The sequence below is a fragment of the Desulforadius tongensis genome, assembly GCF_016907915.1.
Taxonomy (GTDB): domain Bacteria; phylum Bacillota; class Desulfotomaculia; order Desulfotomaculales; family Desulfohalotomaculaceae; genus Desulforadius; species Desulforadius tongensis.
Genome location: NZ_JAFBCW010000002.1, coordinates 131,710 through 146,874 on the forward strand (window position 1 = coordinate 131,710; position 15,165 = coordinate 146,874).

Genomic DNA, 15,165 nt, shown 5'->3' on the forward strand with positions numbered 1-15,165 from the left:
AAGATGCGTAAAAATTTGTTCTTTTGGCTGTTGATAATTGCAGCGGTGATTGCAGTATTTGTCTACCGGGATTACCGGGAAAATCAATTGCTGGACAGGATAGTTAAAGAAAACTCTACAGCAGCTCAGAAATCGGGGTCATTTGAGCCGGGCAAAATGAATGCAGAACGGTGGGAAAAAGCTGATCCGGGGAAGCAGGGAAAGCCGGTGGCCCCTGATTTTACCCTTGATGATTTGGCGGGGAATAAAGTTTCCCTGCAGGATTTCAGGGGTCAGGTGGTTTTGTTAAATTTTTGGAATACATGGTGTCCGCCTTGTAAGGCCGAGATGCCGGAGATAGAGGAAACGTACAATAAATATAAAGACAGGGGTTTTGCTGTACTGGCGGTTAATATTACCGTTCAGGAGGAGTATGCGGGGGCGGTAAAAGATTTTGTAACCGAGAACGGTTATAGTTTTCCGGTGTTAATGGATAGGGATGGGAAGGTATCCCTTCAATACGGTGTCAGAAGCATCCCCACCAGTTTGATAATTAACCGGCAGGGTGAAATTATCGATGCCAAGATAGGTCCATTTGCCCCTATGGAATTGGAAAGTAAAATAAAAGGGATGCTGAAATAAAGTTAAAGACCCCACCGCAGCTGAACTGCTGCCGGGTGGGGTAAATTCTTCATTATTTAATGGATGATAAACGATTCACCGAATAATTAGCAGGAAGTACCACCGTTACTTTGGTTCCCCGGCCCGGGGTGCTTTTGATATTCATCTTGCCGCCGTGAAGTTTTACAATTTCACTGGTTATTGACAGCCCCAGGCCGCTGCCGGGACGATTGGCGTTAGCTTTATAAAATTTTTCCGTCAACCGGGGCAGGTCATGGGGGGCAATTCCCTCCCCGGTGTCTGCAACTTCAATTTTAACGGCCTCCGGGCATCCCGTTGTGGTAATTACGATTTCCCCCTTTTCCGGGGTGAACTTTACTGCGTTGTCCAGCAGGTTAATTAAAACCTGTTTTAATCTATTGAAATCCCCGGTGGTTTCCTGCAATTCCCGGTCTAAGTTAACCTGCAGGTGGATATTTTTTTCCCGGGCTTTGATGACAAACTGGTGACTGACTTCTTCCACAATTTGATTGATGTTCACCTTTTCAAAGTGAATTTTAATTCTTCCCGATTGAAATCTGGAAAAGTCCAGCAGGTCTTCCACCAGTTCGATCATTCTGTCTGCTTCTTTGCAAATAATCCGCAGCCCTTCTCTGGCCTCTTCTTTATTTTCCTGTTTCCCTGAGAGTAATGTTTCTCCCCAACCTTTGATGGATGTCAGGGGTGTCCGCAGTTCATGGGAAATGGAGGACAGAAAGTCATTTTTAATTTTATCGGCTTTTACAATTTCGTCGGACATGTAATTCAGTGTATCTGCCAGCTTGCCGATTTCATCATCTTCGTACTTGGCGGCCTTAATAGAAAAGTTGCCCTTGGCCATCTGTTCTGCCACTGAAGTTACTTGATCCAGGGGCACAATAATGCTCCGGGCCAGCAGCAGGCTCACTGCCACCGCCAGCAGTACAACCAGCAGCCCCACTGCCAGGGCAATGGTGGTAATTTCCGTCACCACTTGATGCAGTTTTTCCATCGAGGCCACATACCGCAGTACCCCGACAATTCTTCCATCGTTTTTTGTTAAGGGGTTGGATACCGCTATTATCCTTTCACCGGTATCTTCACTCTTACCTTTCCATACCCCTGTTTCTCCCTTTAAAGCGGCCTTAAAGTCCGGGGTGTCCACTTTTTTGTTGGATGTAAAGCCGCTGGAATTTACAATTACATTACCCTGGCAGTCTAAAACCTCAATTTTAGCCGGCTCGTCCCTGGCGGTGTTTTCCAGTATATATTTGGCTTTATCTTTTAAAACGTTAACTCTGTTATAATCCGGCAGATACCGGTTATAAAAGTTAGCTGAAACGGTGGCCCGGTTGACCAGGATTTCTTCTACGCTGCCGTAATAGAACTGCCTTACTGCGCCGATGAACAGGCTCTCTAATATCAGCACCGTTAGAAAAATAATGATGCAGTATTGAAAAACCAGCCGCCTTTTGATGCTTTTCAACCTAGTTTCCCCCCTGCCACCGGTAGCCGTATCCCCAGACCTTTTCTATATACCTGGGATTGGAGGGATCATCTTCAACTTTTTGACGTATTCTGCGGATGTTTACGTCCACTATTTTCAAGTCGCCGATATAGTTCAGCCCCCATACTTGATTTAAGATTTCATCCCGGCTGATGGCTTTGCCGGTATTTTCCATAAATATTTTCATAATGGCAAATTCCTTCGGGGTTAAATCAATTTCTTTATCATTTTTATATAATTTTCTTTCATCCAGGCGGATGACAAAGGGTCCCGAGATCAATGTGTTCTGATCTTGAACCTGTTTAACGGCAGGGGGGGTGTTCATCCGTCTGAGCAGTGCGTTCACCCTGGCCACCAGTTCATTGGGACTGAATGGTTTTACCACATAATCATCGGCACCCAGTACCAGCCCTGATACCTTGTCCTCTTCCTGGCCTTTGGCGGTGAGCATGATAATACCCATATGGGGGTACTTTTCTCTTATTACCTTACACACTTCAAAACCGTTTATTCCCGGCAGCATGACATCCAAAATGGCAATGGCAATGTCATGCTGGGCTACTTTTTCCAGTGCTTCTTCTCCTGTGCGGGCTTCTATTACTTCGAACCCGCTGCGTTTTAAATTTATTTTTACAAAACTACGAATGGAGTCTTCATCCTCCAGTACCAGTATTTTCATTATCGAATCCACTCCCATAGCTGTTTTATCCAGCCGGCTTTTAATCTGATAAATAATTAATGGTGGTTTTGGTTTATTAATGCTTAACCTCTGCTTAATGTTCATTATATAAAAATTTTTAGTACAAACAGTAACAAAAAAGTTAAAATAATTTTGCTGTCAAATGCTGTGACAAATAGATTAAATAAACGTCTTCACTGTGAAAAAACGGTTATAGGTGATAATTATTGTAACCATTTTGTAACTTGTTTTTGCCGGGGTTGTGATATACTAATATAATAGAAAAATATTCCAAGGGAGGTGATTTTTATGTCTCAGGGGGACAAAAGTAGGTATTTAGTTATCGCAGCGGCGATATTATCAGCGGCGCTGGTAATTTGTGCTTTTGTGCTGGCTAAACCGCTGGAAAATTATGCAAAAAGCAAATCGTCCATAACTGTGACCGGTTCAGCAAAAAAACAAATTAAATCTGACCTGGTGGTTTGGCGGGGGAGTTTTTACCGGGAGGCAGAACAGCTGGATGTGGCGTACAAAGATTTAAAAGCAGACTTGGAGACGGTGAAGGCCTATCTTGTTGATAAAGGAATACCGGAAAAAGATATAGTGGTTTCCTCTATTAACACTTCTCCACAGTATATTTATAATAAGTACGGCAATACCGGTGAAATTTCCGGTTACAGGCTTTCTCAAGAAATTGAAGTGGAATCTAAAGATGTGGACAAGTTAACGGCCATAGCCAGGGAATCCACCGAGTTAATTGAGCAGGGTATATTATTTGAATCGTACCCGCCGGAATACTTCTATACCAAGTTGAACGACTTGAAGATAGATATGCTGGCAGAAGCCACCAAGGATGCTAAAAAACGGGCGGAAAAAATGGCTGAAAGCACCGGCAGTAAAATCGGCCACCTGCGCTCTGCCCGGATGGGAGTTTTTCAAATCACTCCCGTTCACTCCAACGAAGTGTCTTCTTTAGGTATTAACGATACCACTTCGCTGATGAAGGAAATAACAGCGGTGGCCAATGTGGAATTCAGCCTGGAGTAAGTTAAGTGAACCCACCAACTGTGGTGGGTTTATTTATTCTCTTATTAAGTTGATATCTTTTTTATTAAAACCTAAAAATACTGGTTTGTTTTCAGCCAGCTCCAGTTCAAAGTATCTGTTGGGAGTGAGGTAAGCAGTGAAATCAGCGCTGTCTGTGTGCACCTTGACTTCGGAATAGATACCGTTATTGGAAACTGCCGTTATAATTCCTTTCAGTTGATAGTCTGTCTCCAGCCTTTCATTGCCCACCACAATATCTTCTGCCCTTAAGCCCACGTAATATTGAGAACCGCCGTTGTGATGGTGTTTGTTTTGTTCCAGCAGATCTTTAAAATTGAATTTACCGTTCATCTGCTTCAGGGGGAATATATTTTTCATGCCCACAAACCTGGCGGTGAATTTTGAATTGGGCGTTTTAAAAACTTCTTCGATACTGCCCACCTGCTGAATAATGCCCCTGTGGATAATGGCTACTTTACCGGCCAGTGAAAAAACTTCACTGAAATTGTGGGTAACCATAAGGGTGGTGGTTTTAAGGGCAGAGTGAATTTTTTTAATTTCTTTCTGCACCGTTTCCTTGGTATTGGCGTCCAGGGCGCTGAAGGGTTCGTCAAGCAGCAGAATATCCGGTTCCACAATCAGTGCCCTGGCCAGGGCCACCCGCTGCTGTTCGCCGCCGCTGAGATTATGGGGGTAACGGTTGAGCAGCCTGCTGATGCCCAGCATTTCAACCAGCAGATCAAACCTGCTGCCCGCTCCACGAACATTTTTTTTAAACCTTAAACCGTAATTAATATTATCTTTGACGGTCATGTTTGGGAACAAAGCATAATCCTGATACACAATGGAAATATTTCTCTGCTCCGGTTTTAATTTTGTAACATCTTTCCCGTTGATGATAATTTTTCCCCTGTGGATATCTTTTAATCCCGCAATGGCTTCCAGAAGAAGCGTTTTGCCGGAACCGGTGGGGCCCAGCAGGGCAAAAAACTCCCCTGTATCTATTGATAAGCTGACGTCATCCAGTGCGAATTCCGGTAAAGTTAAACTTAAATTACGTACTTCTATCAACTGCAACCCCCCTCCGGGCAATAATGCGCAAAAGAACAAATATAATCAGAGAAATAAGTATCAATATGGTGGACACCGGTTTGGAGTATTCCAAGCCAAAGGCGTTAAACCGGTCAAAGATCAGTGTCGGTGCAATCATGGGATGGTAGGTAAGAATGATAACCGCCCCGAACTCGCTGATGGAACGGGCCCATGTTAAAATCATCCCGGTTAATATACCCCGCCAGCCAATGGAAAAGGTGATGTACATAAAGGTCTGCCAGTGGGTGGCCCCCAGAGAACGGGATACATTTTCCAATTTCGGTGAAATGGATAAAAACGAATCCTTGGCGGCATTAATTAAAAGGGGCATGCTTACAAAAAGCATGGCTGTAACGATGCCTATTCTGGTGCCGATTACTTCCAGGCCGATGCTTTCCAAAAACCGGCCTATCCAGCACTGACTGCTAAAAATTGTCAATAATATAATGCCCGCTACGGTGTGAGGAATTACAATGGGAATGTCGATGATGCTTTCCACCAGTTTTTTGCCTTTAAAATCGTTTCTGGCCAAAAAGTATGCAAAGGGTACACCGAAAACAAAGGCCACCAGCGTGGTCATAGTGGCGGTAAATATACTGGTCCAAATGGCATTGATAACTTCCTGTTCCTTTAAAGTTTCCAGCAGTATTTCACCGTCAGTGGTAAACAATGAATTGGTAATGGGATACATGATAAACAATATAACCAGCATCCCGAGCAGGGCGGAAATTAAATAAAGTTTATCTACTTTTGAGTTCATAGCGGTTAAACACTTCCTGCAGCAGATTTTAATTGCCGGGATTTTATATAATCCCGGCATATTTGAATTTTAGTTAACTTTATTAATTATCAATGACCTCTTTTAATTCTTCAGGCATTGCTTCTTTACCCTTTATCACCAGGGGATCGATAACCGGCTGACCGTTTTGATCCATAATTTTAAGCCCTTTTTCTTTATCCAGCAGGAACTTTAAGAATTCAACGGCATTTTCCCTGTTCGGCGGGTCATTAGTTAAAGTAACCCCGTATACGATGGGTTTACCCACCTGTGTAATGGTTTCACCGGGTTTCTTACCTGTTGTTTCCACAACGGCCTGCTTATAAAAGTCAGCATGTTTAATGTCACTCAAGTTAATTTCTGCCGGCAGCTCTACAAAGGGCATGTTGTGCTGCTGGGCCACAGAGCGGTATATAAACAGGTAATCCAGGGCGCCGGATTCAACCATGGCAATTAGATCCGTTTCTTTGGGCCGGATATTCCGTTTTGGACAGCCGGCATCAAGTTTCTGGTACAAACCGGGCACTTGGTAGTGTTTTTCTGCCAACTGCCATACCATTAGAGCACGGTAACCGCAGGGATCGGCATTGGGGTCGCTGTGACCGTACTGAACGTCATTCCTGAGCAGGATTTTATACCAGTTATCACCGTTTATTTCGTCTTTGTATTTACTGTGCTCGGAGTACATAATTACCATTTCATTTCTGGCGAACAGCGCATTCCAGCCGGCGTAGTCGGGAATCAGCAGGTTATCGATAACGGTGTAGTCAGCAGAGGCCATTATATCTGCCTTTTTGCCCAGGTCTGTAATCTTTTTGGCGCAGGCCCGGCTTCCGGCAGGCTCCCTTTTTACGTCCACACCGGGATGAAGCTGCTCAAATTCCTTTTCCATCTGCTCAAAGGGTACCGATAAACTGCCGGCGTGGAATATTACTACCTCTCCAGACAGCTCTTTGGACTGCTGTTGTGCAGCGTCGTTTTCACTGCTGGTATCTGTATTTGATGAACAGCCGGCAAAAATAACCGCGGTTAAAATAACCAGCAGGATAACCGGCCATTTTTTAATTAAATTGATCAAGTTAACCCCTCCTAAACTTTATTTATAATATAAGGTGAAACAGAAACAAAAAACCGAAGTGTACAGGATTGAGAACACCCCGGTTACCGGCAGCTAGACATGGCATCACTCTCCTTTCCGCACCGGGAGGCATAAGGGTTTCCCCTTATACCCTGTCGGCTCAAATGCCCTAGTAGAACCTTAGGCCGTAAGAGCTCGGAGAAAATATTTTTATTTTGTTAATTCTTTGACAACATATTCTATAATCAATGTAATTTTACCTTCCTTAAGGTTAAGGAAAATTAGTAATTATTTAAATGCGGTATTTGCGCTTTAACATGTGATAAAATTAATGATAATCAACTGTAACAACAGGGGTGAAGACGGTGAAAATAGCGGTGTTTGCAGATGTACACAGTAATTTTTTAGCCTTGGAAGCGGTATTAAAGGACATCCGCCAAAGGGGTATTAACCGCATTTACTGCGCTGGGGATTTGGTGGGATATGGCCCCAGGCCAAATGAAGTGATTAAACTTTTGCAGAAGGAAAATATACCCACCGTAATGGGAAACTATGATGATGCCGTTGGCAGCATGAGGCTGGTTTGCGGCTGTGATTATAAAGATGAAAAAGCCGTGCAGCTGGGTGAAAAATCAATTACCTGGACCAAGAAGCACACCAGCGAAGAAAACAAAGCCTGGTTGAAGAAACTGCCCCAAAGGATAGAATTTACGGCTGCGGGGCTGCGGTTTTTAATAGTTCACGGCAGTCCCGGGAAACTGAACCGGTATCTTTATGAACATACCCCGGATGAATACTTAAACAAACTGCTGGCAGAGAACCGGTGTGATGTGCTGGTTTGCGGGCATACTCACCTGCCGTATCATAAAACCCTCTCCAAAGGAGATGTAATTAACGTTGGCAGTGCCGGCAAACCGAAGCACGGCGATCCCAGTGCCGTATATGCCGTAATAAATATAGAAAATGAAGATGTGACGGTGGAATTTATAAAAGTCAGCTATAACTTCGAGCAAACCGCCCGGGAGATTGAGGAATTCGGTCTGCCGGCAGAATTTGCCGAGATTGTGAGAACTGGTGTTTCATAAAGTGCTTTTTAATACAGCGGTGGTGCCGCTGCATAATGAAAGCTTATGCTGGAAAATCGAAGGATTATATATAATGAAATGTTATTTTACTTATAACTTATTTTGTGATATGTTAAAAAATGGTTAAATCACATGATTGGAGGAGAGATAGATTTATGAGGAGAAATGTTTTTTTGGCCGTGCTGCTGGTGGTGTTATCACTGCTGGTGTTAACTGCCTGCGGGCAGAGTGAGCAGGCCGGTGTGGATCAATCTAAAGAAAATAATGCTGATACACAGGCTATAAAACTTGGCGGCTCCAGCACTTTGGCGCCGGTGGTTGCTAAGTGTGCCGATGAATTTCATGAACAGTATAAAACATGGAATAAGGTGGATCCCGGGCTGCCGGAAGAGCAGATTGTTATATTTGTATCCAGCGGCGGCTCCGGCTTTGGCGTTAAATCCACCATTGACGGCACGGTGGATATCGGCATGGTTTCCAGGGAAATAAAGGCTGAGGAAAAAGAAAAAATGCCCAACGGAAAGTACTTCCAGGTGGGCACCGATGCTTTAACCATAGCTGTTAATCCCAAGAACCCCATTCTGCAGGTTAAGCCGAATCTGACTACCGAAGAAGTGCGGAAAATCTTTGCCGGGGAGATAAAAACCTGGCGGGAGCTGGATGCCAAACTTCCTGACCGGCCCATTGTGGTAGCTGTGAGAGATTTGGGCGGCGGGGCCAGCAAAGTGTTTGATAAAATAGTTATGAAAGGAACCCCTGTATCTAAGGAGGCAATTCAACTGCCCTCAATGGGGGCGCTGGCCGGTAAAGTGATGGAAAACGTTGACGCCATTGGCTATGTGTCCTACGGCCTGGTAAATCAAAACGAGGGTAAAATTGCTGTGCTTAGTGTTGACGGGGTGGCGCCCACTAAAGAAAATATCACCGGCGGCGGCTATAAAATATCCCGCCCGCTGTTATTGTTAACCAAAGATACTCCCGGTACCAGACAGCAGCTTTTTATAGATTATATGTTATCTGAAGAAGGACAAAAAATTGTAGAGAAAATGGGTTTTATACCTGTTAAATAAGTGTTCAGTGGGTAGTTGACGTCAACTACCCACACCTTTTTATTGGTGAGTTGATAGTGATGCTGGAATTACAAACCCAACGACAACTGGTAAATTTATTAGTTAAGTTGATTTGTTTAACTGTATCTGCCTGCACCACCCTGCTGCTGCTGGCCATTGCTGCTTTTATGGTTGCGGAGAGCCTGCCGGTTTGGTCTGCCCTCGGCCCATTGAAAATTATTGCCGGCACCGATTGGAGTCCCCTGGCCGCTCCGCCCCGGTTGGGAATTGGCACCATGATTTTAAGCACCCTGTGGGTGGCTTTAGGAGCAGTACTGCTTTCTGCTCCCCTGGGTTTTGCCGGGGCCATCTTTCTGGCAGAATTTGCCCCACCCTGGCTGGCCGGGATCATCAGGCCGGTATTAAATATTCTAACGGGAATACCGTCGGTGGTATATGGTTTTGTGGGGGCCGCTGTTTTGATTAAGTTCTTTGAAGTTTCATTTAATATGGCCAGCGGGGAATCGCTGTTCTGCGCTTCACTAATACTAACCGTTATGGTATTACCGTATATTGTGACCAATTCTGAATCCGCTCTGCGATCTGTACCCCGGGAATACAGGCAGGCGGCGCTGGCCCTGGGGGTTTCTAAGCAGTATTTAACTTTAAGGGTATTGCTTCCCCTGGCTAAGAAAGGCTTAACCGGGGCTCTGGTTTTGGCTTTCGGCCGGGCTGCGGGGGAAACCATGGCTGTTTTAATGCTGGCGGGCAATACCATGCTGCTGCCCACTTCCTGGTTCAGCAAGGGTGAACCGCTTTCCGCCCTGATCGCTTTGGAACTGGGCACTTCGGTGGTGGGCAGTGCTCATTATCAGGCCCTGTTTGCCGCCGGGTTAGTGCTGTTAATTTTAGTTATCTGCATCAACCTGTTTCTTACGCTGCTGAAGAGAGGATAATAAAGATGGGGTGAAGGAATTGATGCTCCGGCGCTGCTTGGACTTGTTATGGCTGGTTTTGTTTTGGACTGCCGGCCTGTTCATATTATTTGTTTTAGCCGGGATAATGGGTTACCTGGTGCTGCGGGGGGGACCGGTTTTATCCTGGGAATTTTTAACCACAGCCCCCCGGGGGCTGCCGCTGGGAGCCGAAGGCGGCGTATTTCCAGCCATTAAGGGTACGTTTTACCTGGTTTTAATTGCCGTTTTTTCTGCTGTTCTGCCGGGGATAATTACGGCGGTATACCTGGTGGAATATGCTGCACCGTCCAGGTTTAGAGATATAATTAATTTAACTGTACAATGTATGGCCGGTATTCCGTCAATTGTTACCGGGCTGTTTGCCTATGCTCTTTTTGTAGTACGTATGGGTTTTGGTATTTCTTTACTGGCCGGGGGGTTGGCCCTGGGAATAATGATCTTTCCGGTTATTGTGGTTACCTCCAGGGATGCTTTACTGGCAGTGAACGAACAGTACCGCCTGGTGGGAGCGTCACTGGGGGTGTCCCGCTGGTACATGCTGGTGAGGGTAATTTTTCCCCAGGGGCTCCCGGCTGTAATTAGCGGTGTGCTGCTGGCCGCCGGTTATGCCGCCGGGGCCACCGCCCCGGTAATGGTTACCGCTGCCGTCATTTCAGCCGGTTCATCCGGGTCGCTTTTTGAACCGGTAATGGCTTTACCATACCATTTATATATTTTGTTCAGCCAGCAGATATCAATAGAAAGAGCCTACGGCACCGCGCTTTTGCTGGTGCTGCTGCTGCTTATTTTAAATGCAGTAACATTATGGCTGCGCAGCTTAAAAGGAAAAGGGGCTTAGGGTATGGCTGTTTGTATTAATAATTTAAACGTTTGGTTGGGCAGTGCTCAAATATTAAAAGACATTAACCTGCAGTTTAAAAAACAAAGGATTACTGCCATAGTGGGGCCTTCGGGCTGCGGTAAAACCACCCTGTTAAGGAGCATTAACAGGACGGCGGAATTGGAAGAAGGGTTTCGCTGCAGCGGGAAGATTTTGCTCAACGGTAAAAACATATACCAAAGCAGAGATGTGTCCGGTATTCGCCGAAAAATGGGCCTGGTGCTGCAGACCCCCGTTGCCCTGCCGTTGAGCATTAAGGAAAATGTTATCTTTGGAGCGCGGTACTGCAGGGGGAAAAATAAACAGGAACTGGATGAAATAAATGAACGGTGTTTAAAACAGGCCGGTTTATGGGAAGAGGTAAAGAATAAACTAAACAAACCTGCCGCAGAGCTTTCCGGTGGCCAGAAACAAAGACTGTCCATAGCCAGGGTGCTGGCGGTGGAGCCGGAAGTTCTTTTGCTGGATGAACCATGCTCCAGCTTGGATCCCGCATCTACCAAGGTGATAGAAGAACTTTTGATTCAGTTATCCAGGCAGTTAACCGTTGTTCTGGTAACGCACAACCTCTTTCAGGCCCAAAGGGTGGCCCACGACACAATTTTTATGATGGAAGGCACGGTGGTGGAAAGGGGCCCCACCGGCGTGATGTTTTCCAATCCCCAAAAACAGGAAACCAGGGCCTTTTTTTCCGGTTTAATATGGTAGCTCCGGTGCCGCACAGAAAGTGCGGCACCGGCAGCTTAAGCTAAAACGAGATTTTTAAATTTTTCCAAACCTATTCGCTCAATGGTTCTGCCCAACCGTTCCCCCGGCTTGGCCTGTTCGGCGTAAATGTTGAGAACCTTATCCGCCAGCTTTACGGCCTCATCTTTATCTACTCCCTCTGCCAGCACATCTGCCACCCTGGTTTTACCTGAACCAAAACCGCCTACCAGCACAGTCCAGCCTTTGGAAGTGCCAATAAACCCGAGATCCCGGGCATAACTTTCGGCACAGCTGATGGGACAACCGGAAATGCCTATCTTAAACTTACTGGGCAGTTTCCGGCCGGAAAACTTTTCGTCCAATTCCAGGCCCAAGGCAAGGGAATCCTGCTTGCCAAATTTGCAGAGGGCGCTGCCCGGGCAGGACTGAACATTGCGCACACAGGGTCCCACCGCCGGTGCGGGATCCATACCCAGGTCTTCCCAAATGGGTTCAACATCTTCGGCCTTCATACCCACCAAAGCCAGGCGCATGCCTGCGGTGATTTTAACCACCGGAATTTGGTACTTGTCGATTACGTCAGCTAACTTGCGCAGGGTTGGTGCGTCAAGTAAGCCCAGCTTTAACTTAGGTATAATGGCGTAGGTTTGACCGTCCCTTTGGGGCACTGCTCCCCGTGGTGCATTGGACATCTATATCCCTCCTAATTTAATGGTTATAATATTCTTAGTTCATATTAAGCTAACGGGAGATAAAAGGGTATGATTTAAATCATATTTTAAATATTAATTGTTGACAGGGAAGAAAACCTGGGGCTCCCTGGGAGAAATCCCCCTGTTTCGCAATTTTTAAAAGGTATTGTGACAAAAGTGTCGAATAACTTCAGTAGTGCTTGCTGCATTTTTATCTCTAGAATCAATGAGAGCGGGGATTTTGGTGACAAATAACAATTATTTCAGGGCTGGAGACAAGTTTAAGTTTACCTGCCATGATGGACTGCAGTGTTTTAACAGCTGCTGCCGGGACATCAGTATTTTTTTAACCCCCTATGATGTACTGCGGTTGAAAAACAGGCTGAAAATGTCCTCCCGGGAGTTTTTAAACCGGTATACCAGGGTATGGGAAACGTCATCCATGGCTTTTCCCATGGTAATAATAAACATGAGAGCGGAGGAAGATAAAAGATGCCCCTTTATTACCGAACGGGGGTGCAGTGTATACCCGGACAGGCCCTGGTCCTGCAGGATGGCACCGGTGGATATAAAAGGGAAGGATTTATTTGGCTTTTGTTTTGACAAAACCTGCTGTCACGGTATTGGTGAAGGGCGGGAATGGACTGTTGAAGAGTGGGTTAAAAATCAGGGGGCTGATATATATCAAAAAATGGACGAGAAGTTTAAAGAAATCCCCTTAAAGCTTGAATTTACCGGTTTTACCACCATTGATAAACACATTAAAGAAATGTTTTTTATGGCCAGTTATGATTTGGATAGATTTAGAGAATACATTTTCAAGAGCAGTTTTTTAAAAAAATTTGCTGTTCCCACGGAGTTAGCGGAGAAAATTAAAGCAGATGATGTTGAGCTAATGAAGTTTGGTTTTCACTGGCTGGTAAACCTGGATATTAGAAAATCCATGGAAATTAGGGATGAAATTGCTGGTAGGTAATGGGCTTAATGCTCAGAAGATAAAATTAATTTTTTAGGGAGGCGCGGCAATGAACGATATAACTATCAGTGAAACACTGGAACAAAAGGCCAAAGAGCTGGGACAGCTGATTACTGAAACAAGTGAGTATAAGGAAGTAAAGGACAAGCAGGCGCGCATATTTGAAGAACCGGCAGCATTAAAGCTGTTACAGGAATTTAATAAGCTGCAGGCGGAAAAACATAAGAAACAGCAGCTGGGAAAACTAACCCAGGAAGATGTGAAAGCGGTGGAACAGGCGGAATTAAAAATGCTGGAGAATCCATTGATTAAAGAGTTTCACCAGTGCCAGGTTAGGTTTCAAAGGCTTCTTAACGAGGTAATGAGGATACTGGTTGAAGCCAGCAGGTAATGAAAAAATGCCTTCATTTAAACGAAGGCATTTTTTTATTACCTGCTGCGGGGTATTTAATATTGGAAAAGTCATTTTATTAAGCCGGTGGCTTTTGTAACGTTCGATCCTGCAGATGGCTGTCGGGATTGAGCGGCGCGCTGCGAAAATCTGTACATTGTGTACATACGTTTGTACACCGGTGGTGTATTTGTCAAGCGGTAAATAGTTAATTTTAAATTAGAATTCTTGCTGAAAAACAAGCATTACTGAGTTATTGACTTAAAATAGTTAAAATTAACAAATTTGCGAATTGCTTTTTGTGACGAAAAGTGGTAGTTTACCGCATAAGGATATGTATCCTCTGGGGGTGGACAACCGGCGGGTGCATATGAAAATGAGAGAAAAGGGGAGTTGTGGTGATGTTTGGCAAAAAGTTTCTAACGCTTGTGGCCATGGTCATGCTGGTGGCTGTGGCCCTGGTTGGTTGTGGCGGCGGCGAGGAAGCAAAAAGCAACAATGCTGCCAACAATGAATCGGATGTGATTAAGATTGGTGTTTATGAACCTTTAACCGGCATTAACGCTGCTGGTGGTGAAATGACCGTTGAAGGTATTAAACTGGCCAACAAACTGTATCCCGATGTTTTGGGTAAAAAAGTGGAACTGGTTATTGTAGACAACAAGAGTGAAAAGCAGGAAGCGGCCAACGCAGTGGAAAGACTGGTAAATGAAAATGTAGACGTTATCATCGGTAGTTACGGCAGTTCTCTGTCCATGGCCGGTGGTCCCGTTGCCAAGGATGCCGGTGTGCCGGTAATTGGTTGTTCACCAACCAACCCACTGGTTACCAAGGATAACGAGTACTACTTCCGGGTTTGCTTTATCGATCCCTTCCAGGGTACTGTAATGGCTAAATATGCTGTAGAAACCCTGGGTGCCAAAACTGCTGCCATCGTTCAAGACGTGCAGCAGGACTACTCTGTGGGCTTGAGCAAATACTTTGTAGACGCATTTAAAGAGTTAACCGGCGATGAAAATGCCATTGTGGCCCAGGTAAACTACAACACCGGGGACAAGGACTTCTCTGCCCAGTTAACTGAAGTGAAAGCGAAAAACCCCGACGTTATTTTTGCTCCAGGTAACTTCCTGGAATGCGGTATTTTGGTTGAAAAGGCCAGGGAATTGGGCATTGATGTTCCCATCCTGGGCGGTGATACCTGGGAAGCAGAAGAATTCCTGAACCGGGTAGGCGGCCTGAAGGATATTTACTTCAGCACCCACTTTACCGCTGAGGAACCTGTAACTGAACTTTCCAGTACTTTCTTAACCAAATTTGCCGAAGAATACCCGGACAAGCAGGTTAATGCCTTTGCCGCTTTAGGTTTTGACTCTTACCTGCTGGCACTGGATGCCATTAACCGGGCTGGTTCCACCGATCACGATGCCATTAGAGATGCGCTGGCTGAAACAGAAAACTTCCAGGGTGCCACCGGTTTTATTACCTTGGATGAAAACGGTGATGCCAACAAGACAGCAATTATTAAGAAAGTGGCAGACGGTAAGTTTGTATACGAGACCAAGGTAGAACCGAAATAGTTCCTAAAGTAAAAGCTTCTCCCCCCCTGCT

16 protein-coding genes and 1 riboswitch are annotated in these 15,165 nt (G+C 45.3%); of the genes, 10 read left to right on the plus strand and 6 right to left on the minus strand.

Going from position 1 to position 15,165, the window contains the following annotated elements; translation table 11 throughout:
* Window positions 1–3: 3 nt before the first annotated feature.
* Window positions 4–621, plus strand: coding sequence for a peroxiredoxin family protein (locus JOC37_RS01485; protein WP_204615070.1), 618 nt, complete (start codon window positions 4–6; stop codon window positions 619–621).
* 52 nt (window positions 622–673) lie between these two features.
* Here the strand turns inward: JOC37_RS01485 and JOC37_RS01490 are convergent, their stop codons facing one another.
* Both JOC37_RS01490 and JOC37_RS01495 read right to left on the minus strand, forming a co-directional pair.
* Window positions 674–2,104, minus strand: coding sequence for an ATP-binding protein (locus tag JOC37_RS01490; RefSeq protein ID WP_204615071.1), 1,431 nt, complete (start codon window positions 2,102–2,104; stop codon window positions 674–676).
* A 1-nt stretch (window position 2,105) separates the two neighbouring features.
* Complete coding sequence (locus JOC37_RS01495) at window positions 2,106–2,804, minus strand: response regulator transcription factor (RefSeq protein WP_207754833.1); 699 nt, start codon at window positions 2,802–2,804, stop codon at window positions 2,106–2,108.
* A 309-nt stretch (window positions 2,805–3,113) separates the two neighbouring features.
* Between JOC37_RS01495 and JOC37_RS01500 the strand changes: the two genes are divergently transcribed.
* Complete coding sequence (locus JOC37_RS01500) at window positions 3,114–3,851, plus strand: SIMPL domain-containing protein (protein ID WP_204615072.1); 738 nt, start codon at window positions 3,114–3,116, stop codon at window positions 3,849–3,851.
* Window positions 3,852–3,884: 33 nt separating this feature from the next.
* On the opposite strand, the gene JOC37_RS01505 is transcribed toward JOC37_RS01500, so the two are convergent.
* The 3 genes from JOC37_RS01505 to wtpA form a co-directional block, all read right to left on the minus strand.
* The gene (locus JOC37_RS01505; RefSeq protein ID WP_204615073.1) at window positions 3,885–4,922 is read right to left on the minus strand and encodes an ABC transporter ATP-binding protein; all 1,038 of its coding nucleotides are present in this window, start codon (window positions 4,920–4,922) and stop codon (window positions 3,885–3,887) included.
* The gene (locus tag JOC37_RS01510) at window positions 4,906–5,703 is read right to left on the minus strand and encodes an ABC transporter permease (protein ID WP_204615074.1); all 798 of its coding nucleotides are present in this window, start codon (window positions 5,701–5,703) and stop codon (window positions 4,906–4,908) included. Before JOC37_RS01510 ends, JOC37_RS01505 begins: the two co-directional genes overlap by 17 nt.
* Before the next feature lie 82 nt (window positions 5,704–5,785).
* A complete protein-coding gene (gene wtpA, locus JOC37_RS01515; RefSeq protein WP_204615075.1) occupies window positions 5,786–6,799 on the minus strand; it encodes a tungstate ABC transporter substrate-binding protein WtpA in 1,014 nt (337 codons plus the stop codon).
* A 94-nt stretch (window positions 6,800–6,893) separates the two neighbouring features.
* Window positions 6,894–7,012, minus strand: a riboswitch (molybdenum cofactor riboswitch).
* A 152-nt stretch (window positions 7,013–7,164) separates the two neighbouring features.
* On the opposite strand from wtpA, the gene JOC37_RS01520 reads away from it, so the two are divergent.
* The 5 genes from JOC37_RS01520 to JOC37_RS01540 all read left to right on the plus strand — a co-directional run bounded on the left by JOC37_RS01520 (window position 7,165) and on the right by JOC37_RS01540 (window position 11,498).
* Window positions 7,165–7,884 (plus strand): YfcE family phosphodiesterase, encoded by a 720-nt coding sequence (locus tag JOC37_RS01520; RefSeq protein ID WP_204615076.1) that lies wholly within the window; start codon window positions 7,165–7,167, stop codon window positions 7,882–7,884.
* A gap of 155 nt (window positions 7,885–8,039) precedes the next feature.
* Window positions 8,040–8,954 carry a phosphate ABC transporter substrate-binding protein gene (locus JOC37_RS01525; RefSeq protein WP_204615077.1) on the plus strand — a complete coding sequence of 305 codons (915 nt, stop codon included), beginning with the start codon at window positions 8,040–8,042 and terminating at the stop codon, window positions 8,952–8,954.
* 59 nt (window positions 8,955–9,013) lie between these two features.
* The gene (gene pstC, locus JOC37_RS01530; protein ID WP_204615151.1) at window positions 9,014–9,889 is read left to right on the plus strand and encodes a phosphate ABC transporter permease subunit PstC; all 876 of its coding nucleotides are present in this window, start codon (window positions 9,014–9,016) and stop codon (window positions 9,887–9,889) included.
* Between the two features lie 22 nt (window positions 9,890–9,911).
* On the plus strand, window positions 9,912–10,748 hold the full coding sequence (gene pstA / locus JOC37_RS01535) for a phosphate ABC transporter permease PstA (RefSeq protein WP_238480683.1): 837 nt from the start codon (window positions 9,912–9,914) through the stop codon (window positions 10,746–10,748).
* Between the two features lie 3 nt (window positions 10,749–10,751).
* Window positions 10,752–11,498 (plus strand): phosphate ABC transporter ATP-binding protein, encoded by a 747-nt coding sequence (locus JOC37_RS01540; protein ID WP_204615079.1) that lies wholly within the window; start codon window positions 10,752–10,754, stop codon window positions 11,496–11,498.
* Window positions 11,499–11,533: 35 nt separating this feature from the next.
* Here JOC37_RS01540 and JOC37_RS01545 read toward each other — a convergent pair whose 3' ends face one another.
* On the minus strand, window positions 11,534–12,190 hold the full coding sequence (locus JOC37_RS01545) for a nitrite/sulfite reductase domain-containing protein (protein ID WP_204615080.1): 657 nt from the start codon (window positions 12,188–12,190) through the stop codon (window positions 11,534–11,536).
* Window positions 12,191–12,434: 244 nt separating this feature from the next.
* On the opposite strand from JOC37_RS01545, the gene JOC37_RS01550 reads away from it, so the two are divergent.
* From JOC37_RS01550 to JOC37_RS01560, 3 genes are all read left to right on the plus strand, one after another.
* Window positions 12,435–13,166: a YkgJ family cysteine cluster protein gene (locus tag JOC37_RS01550; RefSeq protein WP_338017315.1), complete on the plus strand. Its 732-nt coding sequence runs from the start codon at window positions 12,435–12,437 to the stop codon at window positions 13,164–13,166.
* A gap of 49 nt (window positions 13,167–13,215) precedes the next feature.
* On the plus strand, window positions 13,216–13,557 hold the full coding sequence (locus tag JOC37_RS01555) for a YlbF/YmcA family competence regulator (protein ID WP_204615081.1): 342 nt from the start codon (window positions 13,216–13,218) through the stop codon (window positions 13,555–13,557).
* A 401-nt stretch (window positions 13,558–13,958) separates the two neighbouring features.
* Entirely contained in the window at window positions 13,959–15,134 is a 1,176-nt protein-coding gene (locus tag JOC37_RS01560) for an ABC transporter substrate-binding protein (protein ID WP_204615082.1), read from the plus strand.
* Window positions 15,135–15,165 lie beyond the last annotated feature (31 nt).